We start from the raw sequence: 20,150 nt of genomic DNA, 5'->3' as shown, positions 1-20,150 counted from the left end.
TCGGCGTGCGGGTGCTCCGGGCGAGGGGGCGGGCACGGCTGCGGGTGCGGGCCGGGGGGCCGGGTCTCGGCGGCCGGCGGCCCCGCCTGCGACGGCAGGGACGCGGCGGGCGGCGCGGGCGGCTCGGGCGACGGCAGGGGTTGCGACACGCCTCGACCCTAGCGACCGGCACCGACAGGGGCGACGGACTTGTGGAGAGGGACGCGCGGCGGGGCCCGGCGCCCGGTCCGCGGCGGCGCTACTTCCTGCGGAAGAGCAGGTCGTGCACGACGTGCCCCTTGTCCAGGCCCTGGCCCTCGAAGCGGGTCAGCGGCCGGAAGTCGGGGCGGGGCGCGTAGCCGCCCCCGGCGGCGGTGTTCTCGAAGTCGGGGTGCGCGGAGAGCACCTCCAGCATCTGCTCCGCGTACGGCTCCCAGTCCGTGGCGCAGTGCAGCACCCCGCCCGGCTTCAGGCGCGTCGCCAGCAGGGTCAGGAACTCGGGCTGGATCAGGCGCCGCTTGTGGTGCCGCTTCTTGGGCCACGGGTCCGGGAAGTAGACGCGGCAGCCGTCGAGCGCCGCCGGGTCCAGCATCTCGCGCAGCAGGATGATCGCGTCGCCGTTGGCGACCCGGACGTTGGAGAGGCCGTTGCGGTCGGCCAGCCCGAGGAGGTTGCCCTGGCCGGGCGTGTGCACGTCGACGGCGAGGATGCCGGTGCCGGGGTCGGCGGCGGCCATCTGCGCGGTCGCCTCGCCCATCCCGAAGCCGATCTCCAGGACGACGGGCAGCCCGCCGAACATCTCGCGCAGGTCGAGGACCCGCTTGCCGTCGATGTCCAGACCCCAGTCGGGCCACCGCTTCAGCATGGCCTCGGCCTGCCCGGCCGTCACCCGGCTCCGCCGGGGCTGGAAACTCCGGATCCGCCGCTCGAAGTGGGCTCCGGCGGGGTCGGGCGAAGGGCCCTCCCCGGGCGCGAACATGCGGCTGCCGAGGCGGGCGGCGGGCTCGATACGGTTCTCACGCTGCTCAGACACAATGCCGCCCATGGTACGGCCCCCCACCGCGGCCCCCGCCCGCTCCGGGGCCGCCCCGGGCCGTCGTTTCGTGGTGGACACGCGCTCCGCCCCGGCGGGACGCATGCCCGCACGGGGGCGCGGCACAGGGTGGCGTCCCACCGGGCGCGGCCCCGCACGGGGGCGCGGCGGAGGGACCCTTTCCGCCGGTGCGGCGGAGGGTGTCGTCAGAGGTGGGGGAGGACCCGGCGGGCGATCTCGCGTCCGATGGGCAGCGACGCGGTGGCCGCGGGCGACGGCGCGTTCAGCACGTGCACCGCCCGCGCCCCCTCCCGGATGAGGAAGTCGTCCACCAGCGTCCCGTCCCGCAGCACCGCCTGCGCCCGCACTCCCGCCGCCGCCGGCCGCAGGTCCGACTCGTCGACGCCGGGCAGCAGCCGCCGCACCGCTTCGGTGAAGGCCCGCTTCGACAGGGAGCGCCGCAGCTCGCCCGCGCCGTACCGCCAGTGCCGGCGCGCGATGCTCCAGGAGCCGGGCCACGCGAGCGTGCCGGTCAGCTCGCGGGGGTGGACGACGCCCCAGTCGTACCCCTCGCGCGCCAGCGCCGGCACCGCGTTCGGTCCGATGTGGACGCCGCCGTCGATGCCCCGGGTGAGGTGCACGCCGAGGAAGGGGAAGGCGGGGTCCGGCACCGGATAGACCAGGCCCCGCACCAGCGAGGGGTCGGCCAGCTCGTAGTACTCGCCCCGGAAGGGAACGATCCGCATGCCCGGGTCGTCGCCGGTGAGCCGCGCGACCCGGTCGCAGTGCAGCCCCGCGCAGTTGACCAGGACCTTGCCCCGCACGATGCGCCGGTCGGCGGTGCGGACGGCGACGCCCCAGGGGCGCCGGTCCACGGCCGTGACCTCCGCCCCGTAGAGGATCTCCGCGCCGGAGGCCTCGGCGAGCCGCCGTGCGACGGACGTGTAGTCGACGATGCCGGTGGTGCCGACGTGGATCGCGGCGAGGCCCCGCACCCGCGGCTCGTACTCGGTGATCTGCGACGGGCCGAGCTCGCGCACCGGGATGCCGTTCTCCCGGCCGCGCTGGACCAGGGAGTGCAGCCGGGGCAGCTCCTCGCGGTCGGTGGCGACGACGAGCTTGCCTGTCACCTGGTGCGGGATGCCCCACTCCGCGCAGAACTTGACCATCTCGGCCGCGCCCTCGACGGCGAAGCGGGCCTTGAGGGAGCCGGGGCGGTAGTAGATGCCGCTGTGGATGACCCCGCTGTTGCGCCCGGTCTGGTGGCGCGCGGGGCCCGCCTCCTTCTCCAGGACGGCGACCCGTGTGCCGGGGGCGGCGCGCTGGATCGCGTACGCCGTCGACAGACCGACGATCCCGCCGCCGATCACCAGCACGTCACAGTCAAACACCAGCGCCACCTCCCACCCCTGATAGTGCACTGGCCCACTGACAATCCCGTTAAACGCCCACCTCGTGGGACGCGCGTCACTCCTCCGCGCGCGCGCCCGTCACCCGCCGTCATCCCGCGCGCGCTCCGGCGTGCTCCCCCGCCCCGGCGTGCTCCCTCACGCCGGCGCGACCAGCAGCGGCCGGGCCCGCTCCCGCAGTTCCCTGACGCGGGGCTCGTGCCCGTACGGCTCCAGCCGGTGCAGCAGGTCCCTCACGTACTCGGTGGTCCGCGCCGAGGAGATCCGGCCGGCGACCTCCACCGCGCGCGTGCCCGCCGCGCAGGCCGCGTCGAGGTTGCCGGACTCCAGCTCGGCGACGGCCGACACCACGAGCCGCAGCCCGTGCGAGCGGACGAACTCCTCCGTCGGCCGGGACAGCGCCTGTTCGGTGAAGCGCCGCACCTCGCGCGGCATCCGCAGGTCCCGGTAGCACTCGGCGGCGTCCGCGCAGAACCGGTCGTACGAGTAGAAGCCCAGCCACGTGGGGTCGGCGTCGCCCTCCCGGGAGCGCTCCAGCCATCCTTCGGCCGATTTCAGCGCCCCCGCGGCGGCGGGCCCGTCGCCGGCCTTGGCGTGCGCGCGGGCCTCGACGAGCCGGAAGAAGGACATGGTGCGGGCGGTGGCGAGCCCCCGGTTCCGTTCGAGCGCGGCCTGGGCCAGGTCGACGCCCTCGTCGGCGAAGCCCCGGTAGGTGGCCTGGAGGGACATCGAGGCGAGGACGTAGCCGCCGAGCGGCACGTCGGCGGCGGCCCGGGCGAGCCGCAGCGCCTGGATGTAGTAGCGCTGGGCGGCCTCCTGCTGCCCGGTGTCGAAGGCCATCCAGCCGGCGAGCCGGGTCAGCTCGGAGGTCGCCCCGAAGAGCGCCCGGCCGACCTCGTCGGAGTAGGAGCCGAGCAGCAGCGGCGCCGCGTCCACCCTCAAGCACTCGGGCACCATCGACGAGCGCCAGTCCCCGCCGCCGTACTTGGAGTCCCACTTCCGCGCGTCCTCGGCGGCCTCGCGGAGCTTGGCGACGTCGCTGTGCCCCACGCGCGCGTGCTCCCCGGCCGGCCCGGCTCCGCCGCCCGGCCGTCCGGCCTCCCGCTCCACCGACGGGTCGGCCGGGGTGATGAGCCACCGGGACGCCGGGGTCGCGTAGGCGCTGACCGAGAAGGAGCCGGCCAGCGACTGCCAGATCCCGCCCCCGCCGGCCCGTCGCCCGGCCAGGTCGAGCCGGTAGAGGTCGGTCGCGGCGCGGACCGCCTCGCCGACGTCCCGGGGGAAGGCGAGGCCGACCTCGGGCGCCGGGTCGGCGTCCGCGAGCCCGATCTCGTGCAGCGGCACGGGCCGGCCCAGCTTCTGCCCGATCGCGGCGGCGATCAGGTGCGGCGCGGCACCCTGCGGCACCATCCCCTTGGAGACCCAGCGGGCCACCGAGGTCTTGTCGTAGCGCAGCGTCAGACCGCGCTGTGCCCCGAGGTCGTTGACGCGCCGGGCGAGGCCGGCGTTGCTGATTCCCGCGAGGGCGAGAACGGCGCCGAGCTTCTCGTTCGGCCCGCGTTGCTCCCTGGACATGACGCCACCCCTCGACATCCAGACGGCCGCCGCGACGCCGGGCATAGGCGTGCGGCATTCGTAAACACAGCGTAGTTCGCCGCATCCCCACCGTTAAGGGGCGGAGTTCCGTATGGCGAGATTGTTGTGTGAACAACAGACCGCGAGCGTCCTGCGGCCGGTCCGTGCTCCGGCCGTGTGGCCGTGCGCCCGGCCGTGCGCTCTCGTCGCTCCGGGCCGCGAGGGCTTCCATGGGTGCTGCGTGGGTCGGCCCGTCCGGCCGGGGACGGAACCCTGCCGGGTTCCGGGTCCGGTACCGGTGGGCTGGGGGACACCGCCGCTCCATTCCCCGCGGGCGGCGGACGGCTCCGGGAGGCGGGTCGCCTCCCGGACTGCCGGAGAACCGCACCGCCGGCGCCGGGTGCGGCCCGGGACGCCACCGCCGTTTCCGTGATCCCCTTGGTGACTGACGAGAAGTCAAACCTCTTGTCGTGGGCGAGAATCGGCCGAATCCGCGGACCCCGAAGGCCCTGCCCGGCCCCGCCGGAGCCCCCTTCCGCCGCTCTCCCGCCCGTCACCCGCGCGCCACCGCCCGCTCGCCGCCCCGCCAACTGGCGCATGCCAGGGGCGCATTCGGCTTTGGCGCGCGTGCCCCCGGACCCCGCCCCGTGCGCCGTTGTCATGGCAGCATGGCCCCACCGAAACGGACGTGGAGGCGCCGATGCGATGGCTGGTGGGCTGGAGCAGTGTCGCCGCGGGGTACGCCACGGCGGGAGCGCGCAGCGGAGCGGCGAGCGGAGCCCACGGCGCGTACGACTCCGCCGCCCCGCCCCGGACGGGGCCGTACGCCGAGAGCGGCGGCGACGTCGGGGGGCGCACGGTGCAGCCGGTGGGCGCACAGCTCCTCTGGGGCGACCCCGACCCCCTGTGGGCGGTCGGCGACTGGCGCCCGGACGAGGTGCGGATGGTCTCCCTCGACGACGGGACCCGCCTCGCCGTCCTCGGCTGCTGCGCCGCCGGCGACGACGAACTCCGCCGCGGCCTCGTCACCGCGCGCGGCGGCGCCCTGCGCCACCTCACCGCCTGGCCCGGCAGCTACACCGCCGTCGTGAAGGCCGGCCGCCGGATCACCGTCACCGGCGACCTCGCCGGCGCCCGGCCCGTCTTCCACACACCCTGGGAGCGCGGCACCGCCTACGCCACCGCCGCCCTCCCGCTCGCCGACCTCGTCGAGGCCCAGCTCGACATCGGCCACCTCGCCGCCCTGCTCGCCTGCCCCGAGTCCCCGGAGGCGCTCCGCGACTCCACCCCCTACGAGGGCGTCCGGCGGGTCCCGCCCGGCCACGCGCTGATCCTGCGCGACGGCTCCCGCGAGATCGCCGGGTACGAGACGGTGGCCTCGCTCGCCGTCGCCGCGCCGGAGGCCGAGCCCCGGCAGGCCGTCGAGGCGGTCAGGGACGCGCTGGTGGAGTCCGTCCGGGCCCGGCTCACCGCCCCCCGGCACGCGCCCGAGGCGCCCCCGCCGGACCCCGGCCCCGTCCCCGGGATGGGGCCCGCCGACCGCAGGGCGGCCCGCGGCGAGGGCCCCGCGCCCGGCATCGGCGCCGACCTGTCCGGCGGCAGCGCCTCCGCCACCCTCGCCCTGCTCGCCGCCGGACTGCCCGGCGTGCCCGGCACGCTCATCGGGCACGCCGGCGCCGGGGAGCGGCTGCTCGCGGTCACCTTCAGCGACCTGGCGGCCAAGCCCGGCCCCGGACGCGCGGCCGAGCTGGAGCGGGCCCGCGAGCTGGCGGCGGACCCCCGGCTGCGCCACGTGGTCGTCGCGGCGGGCGAGGAGGCCCTGCCGTACGCAGCCCTGGACGGGCCGCTCACCGACGAGCCCGGACCCGCCCTGGTCACCGCCGAGCGGCACCGCAGGCGGCTCGCGGGAGGCAGCGCCGACCACTTCACCGGCCTGGGCGCCAAGCAGGTCCTGGACGCCCACCCGGCGCGCCTCGCCGACCTCCTGATGGACCGCAGGCGGCGTTCCCTGGTCCGCCCGGTGACCGCCCTCGCCAAGGCGACCGGCCCGTCGGCGGGCGCCTTCCTGGTGCCGGTCACCGTCTACCGCGCGGCGCGCAGGCTCGCCCGCACCCCCTACCGGGCCGGTCTGGAGACCGCCGCCCGGCACGTCCTCGACGCCAACCGGGACCCCGCCGACGCCCACGGCCCGCTGGCGGCCTCGCTCTCCGCGCTCGCCTGGTCCCGGCCGGGGCCGGCGGCCCGCTGGCTCACCGGCGAGGCGCTCGCCGAGGTGTCGGTGCGCCTCAACCGGGCGGCCACCCTGCCCCCGGCCGTCCAGCGCCCCGGGGAGGCACGCGCGCGTGCCGCCCTCGCCCGGGCGGCGGCCGACCTGCGGGTCCTGGAACAGGCCGCCGAGATCCGCGGCCAGCGGCTGCACGCCCCCTTCCTCGACAACCAGGTCGTCCGCGCCTGCCGGGACCTCCCCGAATCGCTCCGGGTCCAGCCCGACGCGCGGGCCGGCGTCCTGCGCACGGTCCTCGCCGACACCGGCATCCGCGACCTGCCGCACGGCTGGGGCGCCCCCTACCCGGCGGTCCCCGCCGGCACCGCCCGCGCGGGCCTGCGCGCCGCGCTCCCGACCCTGCTCGCCCTCTTCGACGCGCCCCTCCTGGCCGACGCGGGCCTCATCGAGGCCGGCACCGTCCGCGAGGCCCTGCGCGCGGCGGCGGACGGCGCCCGGGTCCCCCTCGACGGCCTCGCCGACCTCGTCTCCACCGAGCTCTGGCTCCGCCGCCTCCTCGCCCGCCGGGGCTCCTGCTGGACCGACACCGCCACCCCCCGCGCCCCGCGCGCGGTGCAGGGCCCCCTCGTCCCGGCCTCCCGCTCCCTGCCGGCGCGGTGAGCCGTCCTGGCGAAACGTCACACCAGCCCGCCCGACCGGGTCCTGCCCGCCGACCGGATCCCGCCTGTCCCGCCCGGCCGGCCGGCCCGGCCCGCCCGTCGCCGTCGGCCTGCTCGCCGCCCACTGTCTGCCCGCCGCCCACTGCCTGCCCGCCCCTCCCGCCCTGCCCGACGCCCACTGCCTGCCCCCGCCTGCCCGCCTCGCTCGGCCCGCGCGGTCCTGCTCGGCCCACCCGCCCCGCCCGGTCCTGCTCGCCCCACCCACCCCTCCCGACCCCGCCACCCCGGCGTGACCGCGGGGCACGGCCGGGGAGAGCCATCCGTTCGACCGCGGGGCACGCCCGGGGAGAGCCACCCGCGCGACCGCGGGGCACGGTCAGGGCGCCTGACTCACAGGACCGCGAGGCACGCCCGGGACACCCGACCCGCGTGACCGAAAGGCGCGGCCCGGGGACCCGCCCGGGGAAACCCCGAGGCGTCCCCCGAACCCGGCGGCGAGAATGGGCCGGTGCGGTATCTCCTCCTCGGCACCACCGAGGCCCTCGCCCCCGACGGCACCCCCCTGCCCCTGGGCGGCGCCCGGCTGCGCGCGCTGCTGGCCGCCCTCGCGCTGCGCGGCGGGCGGGCCGTCCCGGTCCGGGAGCTCGTCGACGACGTGTACGGGGACGAACCGCCGCTCGACGCGCCCGCCGCCGTCCAGGCGCTCGTCGCCCGCCTGCGCCGGGCCCTCGGCCGCGAGGCCGTCGAGGCGACGCCCGGACCCGGCTACCGGCTCGCCGCCGGACCGGAGGACATCGACCTGTACGTCTTCGAGCGGCGCGCCGCGGAGGCCGGCGCCCTCCTCGACGCCGGGGACCCCGAGAAGGCCGCCGCGCTCCTGCGGGAAGCCCTCGGGCTCTTCCGCGGCCCCGCCCTCGCCGACCTCCCCGGACCGGCGGGCGTCCGCCCCGAGGCCCAGCGCCTCGCCGCCCGGCGCCGCCGCGTCGAGGCCGACCTCCGGCGCGGCGCCGTCGACGGCCTCGTCCCGGAGCTGACCGGGCTCACCGCCGCCCACCCGTACGACGAGGGCTTCCACGCCCAGCTCGTCCGCGCCCTGCGGGCCGAGGGCCGGCACGCCGACGCGCTCGCCGCCTACGAGACGGCCCGCCGCACCCTGGCGGACGCCCTCGGCACCGACCCCGGTCCCGAACTGACCGCCCTCCACCGGGAACTCCTCGCACCCGCGCCCACGGACCGCCCGGCACCCGCCGCGTACCCCACCCCGCGACGGCCCCCCGGCCCCGGCCCCGGTTCCGGCCTCCGCCCCCCTCCCCGCCCCCACCCCAGTCCCGACCCGGCGCCGGCCCCGGCCCCCACCCCCGCTCCCGTCCCCACCCCCGACGACGGCAACATCCGCCCCCGTCTCACCTCCTTCGTCGGCCGGGAGCCCGAGCTCGCCGCCCTGCGCGAGGACCTGGGGCGGTCCCGGCTCGTCACCCTCACCGGCCCCGGCGGTTCCGGGAAGACGCGGCTCGCCGAGGAGGCCGCCCGGCAGGTCGCCGGAGCCCACGCGTGGATCGCGGAACTCGCGCCGCTCGACGACCCCGGCGCGCTCCCCGGCGCCGTCCTCTCCGCGCTGCGCCTCCGCGAGATCAACCTGATCACCCGTGACGGCGCCCCGCTCCAGGACGACCCCACCGCCCACCTCGTCGAGCACCTCGCCCACCGCCCCGGCCTCCTCCTCGTCCTCGACAACTGCGAGCACGTCGTCGACGCCGCCGCGGCCCTCGCCGAGACGCTCCTCGCCCACTGCCCCGGCCTCCGGGTCCTCGCCACCAGCCGCGAGCCCCTCGGCGTCCCCGGCGAGACCGTCCGCCCGGTCGAACCGCTGCCGCCCGCCCCCGCGCACCGGCTCTTCACCGAGCGGGCCAGGGCCGTCCGCCCCGCCTTCGACGAGGAGTACGCGCACGACGCCGACGCCGATGCCGTCGCCGAGATCTGCCGCCGTCTCGACGGCCTGCCCCTCGCCATCGAACTGGCCGCCGCCCGCCTGCGGCTGCTCACCCCGCGGCAGATCGCCGACCGGCTCGACGACCGCTTTCGCCTCCTCACCTCGGGCGCCCGCACCCTGCTGCCCCGCCAGCAGACCCTCCGCGCGGTCGTCGACTGGTCCTGGGACCTGCTCGACCCGGTCGAGCGGACCCTGCTCCGCCGGGTCTCCGTCTTCACCGGCGGCTGGGACCTCCCCGCGGCGGAGGCCGTGGACACCGGCCGCCCCCCGGAGGCCGACGCCCTCCTCCCCGGCTCACCCGCCGCTTCCGTCGCCGCCCCCCTCGCCACGCTCGAAACACTCGGCGCCCTCGTCGACAAGTCCCTCGTCGTCGCCGCGCCCTCCGACGACGGCGCGATGCGCTACCGCCTCCTGGAGACCATCCACGAGTACGCGGCCGAGCGCGCCGCCGAGACCCCCGCCCTGCTGGCCGCCGCCGAGGCCGCCCACACCGCGCACTTCACGGCCCTCGCCGAGGAGGCCGAGCCCCGGCTCCGCTCCGGCGAGCAGCTGCCCTGGATCGACCGGATCGAGCGGGACCTCGACAACATCCGGGCCGCCCTCCACCGCACCCTCGTCACCGCTCCCGGGCTCTTCGCGCAGGGGGGACCCCCGCCCGACGAGCGCGGCGGACTCCGGCTCGTCTTCGCCATGGGCTGGTTCTGGTGGCTGCGCAACTACCGCGCGGAGGGCCTCGCCTGGACCCGGCGCGCCCTCGCGCTCGGCGAGGACCCGGACGACCCGGCCGATCCCCGGCACTGGCCCCGCATGCACCTGCGGATGCTGTCGTTCTTCCTCTCCATGGAGGACGAGAACACGTACACGGGCGACCTGCGCGAGGACGCCGGGGCGCTCGCGCTCGTCCGCCGGGTCCGGGACGCCTTCGGCGCGGACCCCGGCCCGGAGTCCGCCCGCTTCCCGGGGCTGCTGTGGCCGTTCACGGCGTACCTCACCGAGGAGCCGGCGACGGTCCGCGCCCTCCTCGACTCCGGCATCGAGACCTGCCGGCGGTACGGCGGCGACTGGGAGATCGGCGTCAGCCTGATGTTCCGCACCCACATGGTCGTGGACATGCCCGACGGCATGGACGGCATCGACGAGGACCTGGCCGAACTCCGCGTCCTCGCCCGCCGGGTGGGGGACCGCTGGATGGGGGCCCAGGTCGCCTCGGCCGCCGCCGAGGCCCACATGATGCGGGGCCGCCGGGCGGAGGCCGGGGAGGCGTACGGAGAGGCCCTCGCACTCGCCCGCGAGGTCGGCGCGCACGCGGAGACCCCCTTCCTCATCGCCCGTCTCGCCGAGCTGGCCTACCGCGACGGGGACACCGCCGCCGCCGAACGGGGCCTCGACGAGGCCGCGCGGGAGGCCCGGCGGCACCGCCTCGAGGAGGCCCTCGTCTACGTGGACTTCATGCGTGCCGTCCTCGCCCTCGACCGGGAGGACCCGGTGGGCGCGCGCGCGTGGATCACCTCCACCGGCGCCCACGTCCGCGCCGGCAACCGGCCGCCGCACTTCGTCATCGCCCTGGACGGGTTCGTCGCCCGGATCGACGCCCACGAGGGCGCCGGCCCGGCGGCCGTCGTGGGCGCCGCGCGCGCGTTGCGCGCCGCGCTCGGCGGCCACTGCGCGGACATCGTCGTGATCGGCCTGGGCGAGGGGCTCGCCTTCGCCCTGCACCGGGCCGGCGACGCGGACCGCTGCGCGCGCGTGGCCGCCGCCGTCGGCACCTGGCGGAAGGACGTCCCGCGTTCGGTGCCCGAGCTGCGCGAGGCGGCGGTGCTGGCCGACGCCTGCCGGGCCGCGCTCGGCGAGGAAGGCCTGGCCGCGGCCCGCGCCGCCGGCGCGGGGCTCGGCCCCGAGGAGGTGCTGGCCCTGGTGGAGGCGGAGCCGTACGACTCCGCCGGCACCGCGGGGCCGGTCAGCCGCAGCTGATCCGGGACTCCGCCCAGTCGGCGACGGCGGCCCGCCCGAACGGCGTGTGCTCCTCCACCACGAGCCGGATCGTGGACCGGTCCCCGATGTCCACGTGGACGGGGACCGCCGGATCGCCCGGCCGCAGCACGGGCGAGCGCCAGAGCCGCTCCCCGTCGCCGTACACGGAGAAGCGGACCCCGCCGGGGCCGAGCGGGGCGCTCAGGTCGTCGACGCCGACGCGCGCGTCGTAGGAGGTGCACGGCCGGTTGAGCTCGATGAGCAGCGAGGACGGGGCGTGCACGCTCACGCCGTACGCGTACGAGGTGCCGCCGACGGACATGCCCCGGCGCGGCCACATCCAGGTGCCGTCCTCCAGGACGACCTCGGGCTTCGTGCCGTCGCCGAAGGCGGTGTGGTCCAGCCGGCCGACCTCGTAGACGGCGGGCGCGGGCGACGGCGGGGGAGGTGTCGTCGGCGGCGGGGTGGGACGGGGAGTGGCCTTCGGCCTCGCCGTCGGGGTCGGCGCCGGCGTCGGGGCGGGTTCCGGCGTCGGCTTCGGGGAGGGCTTCGGGGAGGGCTTCGCCACCGGCTCGGGGGGCGGCGTCGGTCTCGGGGTGGGCTTCGGCTTCGGCGGGGGAGGCGCGGTGGTGGGCTCCGGCGCGGGCGCCGGGGGCGGGGTCGGCCGGGGCGAGGGCTTCGCCGCGGGCGCCGGGGGCGCGGCCGGGGCGGCGGGCGTGGCGGTCGTCGGCAGGGGCCGGGGCGCGGCGACGGGCTGCGGGTCGCCGGCCATCGCCCAGACGAGCCCGGCCGCCGCGGCGACGGCCGCGGCGGCGGCGATGCCGGCCTTCGCGGGTGCGCCGAGTCCTTCGGCGAGTGCCCCGCCCGAGGCGGTGCCCGACGTCGTGCCGCCGGTGGCGGCCGCCGCGGCGCCCGCGCCGGCCGCGCCCACCGCGCCGCTGGCGACGATGCCGGCGGCCTTGAGGGAGTAGCCGGCGGCGAACCAGCCGATGACCGCGATCGGCAGCAGCGCCGGGATGCCGGCGTTGACGTGGGCGAGTTCGCCCGCGGCGACCCGGCACTTGGCGCACTCGTCCAGGTGCTTGCGCAGGCCGCGTTCGGCCCGCATCCGCAGTCCGCCGCGCGCGTAGGCGCCGAGCCGGTCGGCGTACCGGGCGCAGTCGCCGCCGGCGGTGAGCGCCTGGCTGACGTGCGCCTGGAGGTAGGCCTGCTTGAGTCCTTCGCGGGCGCGGCTGGCGAGCACGGCGGTGGCGTTGGCGGTGAGGCCGAAGAGGGGGGCGACCTCGCTGGGCGACTCCTCCTCGACGGTGGTGTGCCACAGGACGGCCTGCCAGCGCTCGGGCAGCGAGCGGAAGGCCTGGAGGGCCAGCGACTGTTCGGCCTCCTGCATGGCCCGGACCTCGGCGCCGAGGTCCATGGTGTCCTGGTCGGAGACCTCGGAGGAGCGGGCGGCGTCGGCGGCGAAGACGGCGAAGTCCTCGACGAGGTGCTCGCGCTTCTGGGTCCTGGCCCAGTGGGCGCCGACCCGCCGGACGGTGGTCATCAGGTAGGCGCGGACGGCCTGTTCGGGTCCGGCGCCGCCGCGGACGGCCTGGAGGGTGCGGGCGAAGACCTCGGCGGTGAGGTCGTCGGCGGTGTGCGCGTCCCGGCAGCAGGTCCGGGCGTAGCGGCGCACGGCGTCGGAGTGGCGGCGGAACAGTTCCTCGTAGGCGGAGTCGTCGCCGTCCCGCATGCGCGCGATGAGGTCGGCGTCCGAGGCCGGCAGTTCCCGGGGCGGCGGCAGCACGCCTCCGCCGTCGGCGTCGTTCCCGCCGTCCGCGGTGTCCGCGTCGGCCCCGGCGTCCGGCCCGCCGCCCGTCTCCGGGGACGGACGCGGTACGCCGCCGGTGCCGGCTCCCGGTGCGGTGGCGGGCGCTGCGGCGGATGCGGCGGCGGAGCCCCGCGCGGTTCCGTCGGAGGGGGCCTCGCGCTGCTGCGGCACGCTCGGTCCGGCCGGGCCGAGCGGTGGTCCGGGGAGGCCGCCGGGGCCTTTCTGGCTCGGCACGTGGCGGGCGGGCGGGCCTTCGGCCTCCGTGGCACCGGCACCGCCCAGCGGATCGTCCCGACCCTCACCGCTCATCGCGGAAGCCCCCGTACGCCTGCGCAGACCCGAACACCGGCCAAGACTGCCACACGCCGAGGGCACGTCGAAGCGACGCGTCCACTTACCACTCGTCCGGGGCGACTTCACCCAACCCGGCGTAACCGGTCACGCGTTCGTGTCGTGCTCCGTGGTCCGCACGGCCCAGGGGGACGCGCGGACCGACGGGCGTCGGGCCGCCCGCGCTACCGCGAGCGCAGGCCCTCCAGCAGGATGTCGAGCAGCCGGGCCGAGGCCGCGGCCTGCTGCACGGCGTCCGGCAGCGCCGGCGCCGAGGTGGCGATCACCAGCAGGACGTCCGCCACGGTCACGTCCGTCCGCAGCTCGCCCGCCTCCCGGGCCCGGTCGACCAGCCGGCCGACGACCTCGAGGAGCTCGGCCGCGCCGGCGTCGTCCCGCTCGCCCGCGGGCACCGCCCGGGGAGCCACCACGCGTGCGTCGCCCGGCTCGGCGAGACCCCGCTGGTACGGCACGCGGGCCGGACCCTCGCCCTCGCCGTCCACCGGCGCCTCGTCGACGCCGACCCGCAGCACCTGGGGCGGCAGCAGCCGCCCGGCACCCGAGGCGACCGAGGTGCGCAGGAACCGGGAGAGCGCCGACCACGGCTCCTCCTCCTGCCCGAGCGCGGCACGCGCCTGCTCGGTCAGCCGGGCGGTCTCCTCCTCGGCTATCCGCCTCACCAGCACGTCCTTGCTGGGGAAGCGGCGGTAGACCGTGCCCACGCCGACGCGGGCCCGACGGGCCACGTCCTCCATCGGCGCCCCGTAGCCGAGCTCGCCGAAGACCTCGCGCGCGGCACGCAGCACGTGCTCCAGATTGCGCTGCGCGTCCACCCGCAGCGGCGCCGAACGTCCGCCCGCCACCGGACCGCCCACGACGGTCCCGGTGCCCGCGACGGTGCCGCCGGAGAGCGTGCTCCCGACCACCGGCACGGCGGTCACGGATCCCGCGCCCCGGTCGTCCTGCGTCGCGCCCACCACGGACTGCCAACGAGAATCCTGAATCTGCATAAGCGTTCCCCCGCTCATGATGTCTCCCCCCGGAGACTCCCCGCCCTGATACGGGGCTCCCGGCCGGTGTGCGCCATCGGTCCGCGCGCACGCCGGAACCGACACCCCGACGAACTACGAACATAGTTGAGTCGGGGTCAATTCAGAAGGGGGAGTTCCGTACGGTGCGCCCCCCGATCGGAGCAAGGCGCCGAAGCCACCGGTTTCCCACCCCCTGACCCACCGGCCACGCCCGCCGTGACCTGCGCCGTTGTGCCCCGGCGCACCGCGCGCGCCACCCCGCGCCTCCGCGTCCCTCCGGTCACACAATTCGCCGGGCCTGTGGACAAACACCGGACGGCGATGCCTCATGGGACGGTGACCGAACCTGCGCGCATTCTCGTGGTCGGCGGTGGCTACGTCGGCATGTACACCGCGCTGCGCCTCCAGCGGCAGCTCAGGGCGGAGATCGCCGGCGGTGCCGTCGAGATCGTGGTGGTCACCCCCGACCCGTACATGACGTACCAGCCGTTCCTCCCCGAGGCCGCCGCCGGCTCGCTCTCGCCGCGCCACGTCGTCGTCCCGCTCCGCCGCGTCCTGGACCGCTGCCGCCTCCTCATCGGCGAGGTGGAGTCGATCGACCACGCCAAGCGCGCGGCGATCCTCACCACCCTCGCCACCGACGAGGAGGGCGCGGGCCCGGTCGCCCTCACCTACGACGAACTGGTCCTCGCCCCCGGCTCGGTCTCCCGCACGCTCCCGGTCCCCGGCCTCGCCGAGCACGGCATCGGGTTCAAGACCGTCGAGGAGGCCATCGGCCTGCGCAACCACGTCCTGGAGCAGCTGGACATCGCCTCCTCCACCCGCGACCCCGCCCTCCGCGACGCCGCCCTCACCTTCGTCTTCGTCGGCGGCGGCTACGCGGGCGTGGAGGCGCTCGCCGAGCTGGAGGACATGGCCCGGTACGCCACGCGGTACTACCACAACATCCGGCCCGAGGACCTGCGCTGGGTCCTCGTCGAGGCCGCCGGCCGGATCCTCCCCGAGGTCGGCGACGAGATGGGCCGGTACGCGATCCGCGAGCTGCGCGGCCGCAACGTCGACGTCCGCCTGGACACCCGCCTCGACAGCTGCGAGGACCGGGTCGCCGTCCTCAGCGACGGCACCCGCCTGCCCACCCGCACGGTCGTGTGGACCGCCGGGGTCAAGCCCGCCCCGGTCCTCGCCGCGACCGACCTGCCCCGGGACGGGCGCGGCCGGATCCGCTGCACCGCCCACCTCGCCGTCGACGGCGCCCCCCACGCGTGGGCGGCCGGCGACGCCGCCGCCGTCCCCGACGTCACCGCGAAGGAAGCGGGCGCCCCCTGCGCCCCCAACGCCCAGCACGCCGTCCGCCAGGCCAAGGTCCTCGCCGAGAACCTCGCCGCCTCGCTCCGCGGCCGCCCGCTCAAGGAGTACGCGCACGCGCACGCCGGCTCCGTCGCCTCGCTCGGCCTCCACAAGGGGGTCGCGCACGTGTACGGACGCAAGCTGAAGGGCTACCCGGCCTGGTTCATGCACCGCGTCTACCACCTGAGCCGGATGCCCACGGCCAACCGAAAGGCCCGTGTCCTGGCCGAATGGACCCTCTCCGGCCTCTTCAAACGCGAGGTCGTCTCCCTCGGATCCCTGGAACATCCCCGGGCCGAATTCGAACTGGCGGCCGCGCCCCCGCCGCACGGAACCGGCCCCGCCGGGAACGACGAGGCGTCCTCCTGACATCACTGTCAGTGCACTCGTCCACACTGGACGTGTGACCATAGGTGGGCTCACACCTGCACAGCGTGACTCCGCACGGCACCGACACCACGAGGCATACAGATCCGTGAACTTCACCCGTTGGAGCGCCCGGCTCCCCGGCACGCAGCGCCGCGCGGCGCGGGGGACCGAAGGCTCCGTGCCCGCCGCCCGCGGTGAGTACGGACCGCGCCCGGAGCACCTCGCCGCGGACGCGCACGACCCCGACCACCCCGGCACGTCCGTGGACACCCTGGACACCGACGTCCCCGCCCTGGAGGACTTCTCCGTACGGGACCTCCTCGGCCGCCTCCCCGGCCTCGTCGCCCTCGTGTACGGCCCCGAGCACCGCATCGCGTACGTCAACGAGGCCTACGCCTCCGCCTTCGGCCCCCGCACCCCGGGCGCCACCGTCGCCGCCACCTGCCCGGAGGCCGAGGAGCTCGGCCTGCTGCCCCTCCTCGACCAGGTCCTCCGCAGCGGCAAGCCCCGCACCGTGAAGTCCCGCCGCACCGCCGACGGCGGTTCGTACACGGTCACCTGCCTGCCCGTGGACAGCCCGCACGTCGAAGGCGCCGGCGTCCTCGTCCACGCCGCCGACGTCACCGACCACGCGGTCGCCGCCGAGCGGCTCAGGACCAGCGAGCGCCGCCACCGCGAGACCGCCGTCACCCTCCAGCGCTCCCTCCTCCCGCAGGAGCTGGAGCAGCCCGACGACCTGCGGATCGCCGCCACCTACCAGCCCGGCGTCGCCGACGCGGCCGTCGGCGGGGACTGGTACGACGTGATCACCCTGGGCGCCGGCCGCACCGCGCTCGTCATCGGCGACGTCATGGGCCGCGGGGTCCGCGCCGCCGCCGTCATGGGCCAGCTCCGCACCGCCGTCCGGGCCTACGCGCGCCTGGACCTGCCCCCGCACGAGGTCCTCCAGCTCCTCGACGGCCTCGCCGCCGAGATCGACGCCAGCCAGATCGCCACCTGCGTCTACGCCGTCCACGACCCCAACGAGGGCAAGCTCGTCTACGCCTCCGCCGGCCACCTCCCGATCCTCGTCCGGGACGAGGACGGCACCGTCCGCAAGGCGGGCGACCCCACCGGGCCCCCGCTCGGCACCGGCGGCTGGCTGCACGCCTCCGGCTCCCTCGCGCTGCCCCCCGGCTCCACGGCCGTCCTCTACACCGACGGCCTGGTCGAGCGCCGCCGCGAGGACATCGACGAGGGCGTCGACGCCCTCGCGCGCGCCCTCGCCGGCGCCAGCGGCACCCCCCAGGTGGTCTGCGACCGGCTGCTCCGCGCCCTCGGCGTCACCGCCGAGCACGACGACGACGTCGCCGTCCTCGTCGTCCAGCACCCCGCCCGGGACGGCGCCGACGCCGAGCTCTTCCACAACGCGGCCCTCGAACTCCTCGGCGGCGTCGAGGCCGCCCCCCGCGCGCGTGCCTTCGCCTCCGGGGTCCTCTCCTCCTGGCGCTTCCCCGTCGAGCTCCGCGACCTCGGCGTCCTCGCCACCAGCGAGCTCGTCGCCAACAGCCTCCAGCACGGCACCCCGCCCATGCGGCTGCGGCTGCGCCGCACCGACCGGCGCCTGATCATCGAGGTCACCGACGGGGACGACCACCTGCCGCGCCGCCGCAGGGCGGAAACGGAGGACGAGGCGGGTCGCGGGATCTCCATCATCGCGACGATCGCCTCGTCCTGGGGGAGCCGCCGCACTCCGGGCGGCGGCAAAGCGGTGTGGTGCGAGTTCGCCCTGCCCGGTTAGGCAGCGGCGGCGGTCTCCTTCTCCGGCTGGTGCTGCGCCACGATCCGGGACGGCTTCGCGGCGAGCGACGGCTGGTTCTGCACCGGCGTGAGCTGCTTGCCCAGCCGGACCGCGAGCACCGTGACGAGCAGCGAGAACAGCACGAAGGTCACGATGTACGGCCCGTGCAGCGACGCGCCCATCGGGCCGCCCACCGCGGGGCCGACCGCCAGCGCCAGCTGCTTCACCAGGGCGAAGGCCGAGTTGTACGAGCCCACCATGGACTCCGGCGCCAGATCGGCCACCAGCGGGGCCACGGTCGGCGACAGCATCGCCTCGCCCAGCCCGAAGAGCGCGTACGTGGAGACGAACGCGGCCGTCGCCATCGCCTGGCTGCCGTGGCCGAGGCCCGCGTACCCGGCGATGATCCACGCCAGCGCCCAGATCAGGCCGACGGCGGCGATCACCCGGGTGCGCTTGCGGCGCTCCACGAACCTCAGCACCAGGAACTGCGCCAGCACGATCACGGCCGTGTTGGCGGCCAGTGCGAGGCCGAGCGTCGAGGGGGCGATGCCGGCGGCCTCGGTGCCGTACGCGGCCAGACCCGACTCGAACTGTCCGTAGCAGGCGAAGAAGAGCACGAAGCCGAGGACGCAGAGCTGCACCATCGCCTTGTGGCCGAGCAGCGCCCGGATCCCGCCGCCCTTGCCGTCGGCGGGCCGCGCGCCCTGGAGCGCCGGGGAGCCGGCCATCCGCACGGTGCCGACCACGGCGGCCAGCACCAGGAACATCACGGCCTCGATCGAGAACAGCAGCAGGAAGCTGTCCGGCCGGCCCACGTCGACGAGCTGGCCGCCGATCAGACCGCCGAGACCCAGACCGAGGTTCTGCAGGAAGAACTGGAGGGCGAAGGCGCGGGTCCGGCCCGCGGGCTCCGAGCACCACACGATCATGGTGGCGAGCGCCGGCTGGAGCACCGCCGTCCCCGCACCGAGCAGCGCGGCCGCGCCCACCGCGGCCGGGACGCTCGAAGCGAGCCCCATCCCCACGGCGCCGACCGCGGCCAGCCCCGAGGCGACGAGCAGCACCGGCACGGGGCCGCGCCGGTCGATCGCCCGCCCGCTGAACGGCAGCACCACGAGTGCGGCCATGGCGAAGACGGCCAGCACCACACCCGCGGTCGTCGCGCCCAGATCCCGCACCTGCGCCACGTACACATAGAGGTACGGCACGGTGAAGCCGAGTCCGAACGCGCTCAGCGCGCTGCCTGCCTGAATCCGGCGCATCGCAGCGCCCCTCGCCTCGGTCACACTCACCCACTTCGGTCGCGGGTTCAGCCGTGTACGCCTGAACCCTCAAGACTTCAATCCTAAAGTTCGATCCTTAACAGTACACATAGAAGGACTTCAACGCCAACGAGGAGCGTGGGATACTCGCCCCCATGTCCGACACCCCCGAGCGCCCTGCCCCGCAGGAGCCGACGCTCGACGAGCAGATCGCCGCCTACCAGCGCGAGTACCGCGACCTGGACCCCCAGGTGGAGAAGGTGGTCTCCGCCCTCGGCCGGCTGAACCGCCGGATGAACGTGGCGTACGGTCGCCAGCTCGCCGACCTCGGCATCAGCAACGCCGAGTGGGAGGTCCTCAAGACCCTCGTCCTCTCCGGTGCCCCCTACCGGCTGGGCCCCGGCGAACTGGCGAAGCGCCTCGGCCTCACCCCGGCCGCCATGACCCACCGCATCGACCGCATGGCCGGCGAGGGCCTGGTCACCCGGGACCGCGACGAGAACAACCGCGTCCGCGTGATCGTGGAGCTCACCGACGAGGGCCGTACGAAGTGGCTGGAGGCGATGCGCATGGCCACGGACTTCGAGGAGGAGCTCCTCCAGGACCTGGCGCCGGAGGAACGGGTCGCCCTGGGCGACGCCCTGATCCGCCTGCTGCGCCGGGTGGAGCTGACCCAGCCCGATGCCGGCGGCAGGCTCACGGACCTCGACTGACACGCCCCCGGGCGATCGAGGAGGGGGTTGACACCCCCCTGGGCGACGCGTAGTGTTCTCCGAGTTGTCACGGAGCCGGAACGGTTCTGCGACAGCCATCCCGCCGCGATAGCGGCACCTCAACCCAGCACGATCTCCCTCACGGGATGAATTTCGGCATGCCGAAATTCAATTCGAATGACTCGATTATGAGTCGGACGAAGGAATCCGCTAGGGTTTGAGACGTCGGAACGGCCCAACAGCCGGGAAGACTAATCCCGCTGACTGGGAATCAGACACCGAAAGGATCTGATAGAGTCGGAAACGCCGGAAGGGTCCGGAGCGAAAGCGAAAGGGACCGGAAAGCACCGAGGAAATCGGGTCGGAAAGATCTGATAGAGTCGGAAACGAAGGAAGCGCCCGGAGGGCCCGGAAACGGGAACGAAGGAAGCGTCCGCACCTTGAGAACTCAACAGCGTGCCAAAAATCAACGCCAGATTAGTTGATACCCCGTCCAACCGGTTCCGGTTGGCCGAGGTTCCTTTGAAATACAACACAGCGAGGACGCTGTGGACAGCGGGCCTTATTCCGGCTCGTCTGTCCCGCTCAACGCGAGTGTCACCCGATCACGGGTATACATTCACGGAGAGTTTGATCCTGGCTCAGGACGAACGCTGGCGGCGTGC

11 protein-coding genes are annotated in these 20,150 nt (G+C 75.9%); 5 read left to right on the top strand and 6 right to left on the bottom strand.

The genetic code is table 11. The features are described 5' to 3' along the window. Positions 1 to 238 precede the first annotated feature (238 nt). The 3 genes from trmB to IE287_RS30415 form a co-directional block, all read right to left on the bottom strand. On the bottom strand, positions 239 to 1,024 hold the full coding sequence (gene trmB / locus IE287_RS30425) for a tRNA (guanosine(46)-N7)-methyltransferase TrmB (RefSeq protein WP_189852459.1): 786 nt from the start codon (positions 1,022 to 1,024) through the stop codon (positions 239 to 241). 194 nt (positions 1,025 to 1,218) lie between these two features. Beyond that, complete coding sequence (lhgD, locus tag IE287_RS30420; protein ID WP_189852458.1) at positions 1,219 to 2,403, bottom strand: L-2-hydroxyglutarate dehydrogenase; 1,185 nt, start codon at positions 2,401 to 2,403, stop codon at positions 1,219 to 1,221. A gap of 156 nt (positions 2,404 to 2,559) precedes the next feature. Further along, complete coding sequence (locus tag IE287_RS30415; RefSeq protein WP_189852457.1) at positions 2,560 to 3,996, bottom strand: NsdA family TPR-like regulatory protein; 1,437 nt, start codon at positions 3,994 to 3,996, stop codon at positions 2,560 to 2,562. A 700-nt stretch (positions 3,997 to 4,696) separates the two neighbouring features. Between IE287_RS30415 and IE287_RS30410 the strand changes: the two genes are divergently transcribed. Together IE287_RS30410 and IE287_RS30405 are read left to right on the top strand one after the other, a co-directional pair. Then, on the top strand, positions 4,697 to 6,880 hold the full coding sequence (locus IE287_RS30410; protein ID WP_189852456.1) for an asparagine synthase-related protein: 2,184 nt from the start codon (positions 4,697 to 4,699) through the stop codon (positions 6,878 to 6,880). 507 nt (positions 6,881 to 7,387) lie between these two features. Continuing rightward, positions 7,388 to 10,840, top strand: coding sequence for an AfsR/SARP family transcriptional regulator (locus IE287_RS30405; RefSeq protein WP_189852455.1), 3,453 nt, complete (start codon positions 7,388 to 7,390; stop codon positions 10,838 to 10,840). Here IE287_RS30405 and IE287_RS30400 read toward each other — a convergent pair. Together IE287_RS30400 and IE287_RS30395 are read right to left on the bottom strand one after the other, a co-directional pair. Beyond that, entirely contained in the window at positions 10,827 to 12,959 is a 2,133-nt protein-coding gene (locus IE287_RS30400) for a sigma-70 family RNA polymerase sigma factor (RefSeq protein ID WP_189852454.1), read from the bottom strand. The genes IE287_RS30405 and IE287_RS30400 overlap by 14 nt on opposite strands. A 206-nt stretch (positions 12,960 to 13,165) precedes the next feature. After that, positions 13,166 to 13,990 carry a TetR/AcrR family transcriptional regulator gene (locus IE287_RS30395; protein WP_189852453.1) on the bottom strand — a complete coding sequence of 275 codons (825 nt, stop codon included), beginning with the start codon at positions 13,988 to 13,990 and terminating at the stop codon, positions 13,166 to 13,168. A 342-nt stretch (positions 13,991 to 14,332) separates the two neighbouring features. On the opposite strand from IE287_RS30395, the gene IE287_RS30390 reads away from it, so the two are divergent. Further along, entirely contained in the window at positions 14,333 to 15,727 is a 1,395-nt protein-coding gene (locus IE287_RS30390) for an NAD(P)/FAD-dependent oxidoreductase (protein WP_189852452.1), read from the top strand. A 106-nt stretch (positions 15,728 to 15,833) separates the two neighbouring features. Beyond that, the gene (locus IE287_RS30385; RefSeq protein WP_189852451.1) at positions 15,834 to 17,507 is read left to right on the top strand and encodes an ATP-binding SpoIIE family protein phosphatase; all 1,674 of its coding nucleotides are present in this window, start codon (positions 15,834 to 15,836) and stop codon (positions 17,505 to 17,507) included. Here the strand turns inward: IE287_RS30385 and IE287_RS30380 are convergent. After that, complete coding sequence (locus IE287_RS30380) at positions 17,504 to 18,772, bottom strand: MFS transporter (protein ID WP_189852450.1); 1,269 nt, start codon at positions 18,770 to 18,772, stop codon at positions 17,504 to 17,506. The genes IE287_RS30385 and IE287_RS30380 overlap by 4 nt on opposite strands. Before the next feature lie 155 nt (positions 18,773 to 18,927). Here IE287_RS30380 and IE287_RS30375 point away from each other — a divergent pair, with 155 nt between their 5' ends. Continuing rightward, the gene (locus tag IE287_RS30375; protein WP_189852449.1) at positions 18,928 to 19,485 is read left to right on the top strand and encodes a MarR family winged helix-turn-helix transcriptional regulator; all 558 of its coding nucleotides are present in this window, start codon (positions 18,928 to 18,930) and stop codon (positions 19,483 to 19,485) included. Positions 19,486 to 20,150: the final 665 nt, after the last annotated feature.

The organism is Streptomyces omiyaensis, assembly GCF_014650895.1.
In the GTDB taxonomy this organism is placed as follows: domain Bacteria; phylum Actinomycetota; class Actinomycetes; order Streptomycetales; family Streptomycetaceae; genus Streptomyces; species Streptomyces omiyaensis.
The sequence above is the reverse complement of the archived record's forward strand: the minus strand, read 5'-3'. Positions and strand labels throughout refer to the sequence as shown.

Bases quoted from the DNA above. Each gene is read 5' to 3' on its own strand.
- trmB (WP_189852459.1), bottom strand. From the start codon at position 1,024: ATGGGCGGCATTGTGTCTGAGCAGCGTGAGAACCGTATCGAGCCCGCC.
- IE287_RS30415 (WP_189852457.1), bottom strand. From the start codon at position 3,996: ATGTCCAGGGAGCAACGCGGGCCGAACGAGAAGCTCGGCGCCGTTCTC.
- IE287_RS30410 (WP_189852456.1), top strand. From the start codon at position 4,697: ATGCGATGGCTGGTGGGCTGGAGCAGTGTCGCCGCGGGGTACGCCACG.
- IE287_RS30400 (WP_189852454.1), bottom strand. From the start codon at position 12,959: ATGAGCGGTGAGGGTCGGGACGATCCGCTGGGCGGTGCCGGTGCCACG.
- IE287_RS30395 (WP_189852453.1), bottom strand. From the start codon at position 13,990: ATGCAGATTCAGGATTCTCGTTGGCAGTCCGTGGTGGGCGCGACGCAG.
- IE287_RS30390 (WP_189852452.1), top strand. From the start codon at position 14,333: ATGCCTCATGGGACGGTGACCGAACCTGCGCGCATTCTCGTGGTCGGC.
- IE287_RS30380 (WP_189852450.1), bottom strand. From the start codon at position 18,772: ATGCGCCGGATTCAGGCAGGCAGCGCGCTGAGCGCGTTCGGACTCGGC.
- IE287_RS30375 (WP_189852449.1), top strand. From the start codon at position 18,928: ATGTCCGACACCCCCGAGCGCCCTGCCCCGCAGGAGCCGACGCTCGAC.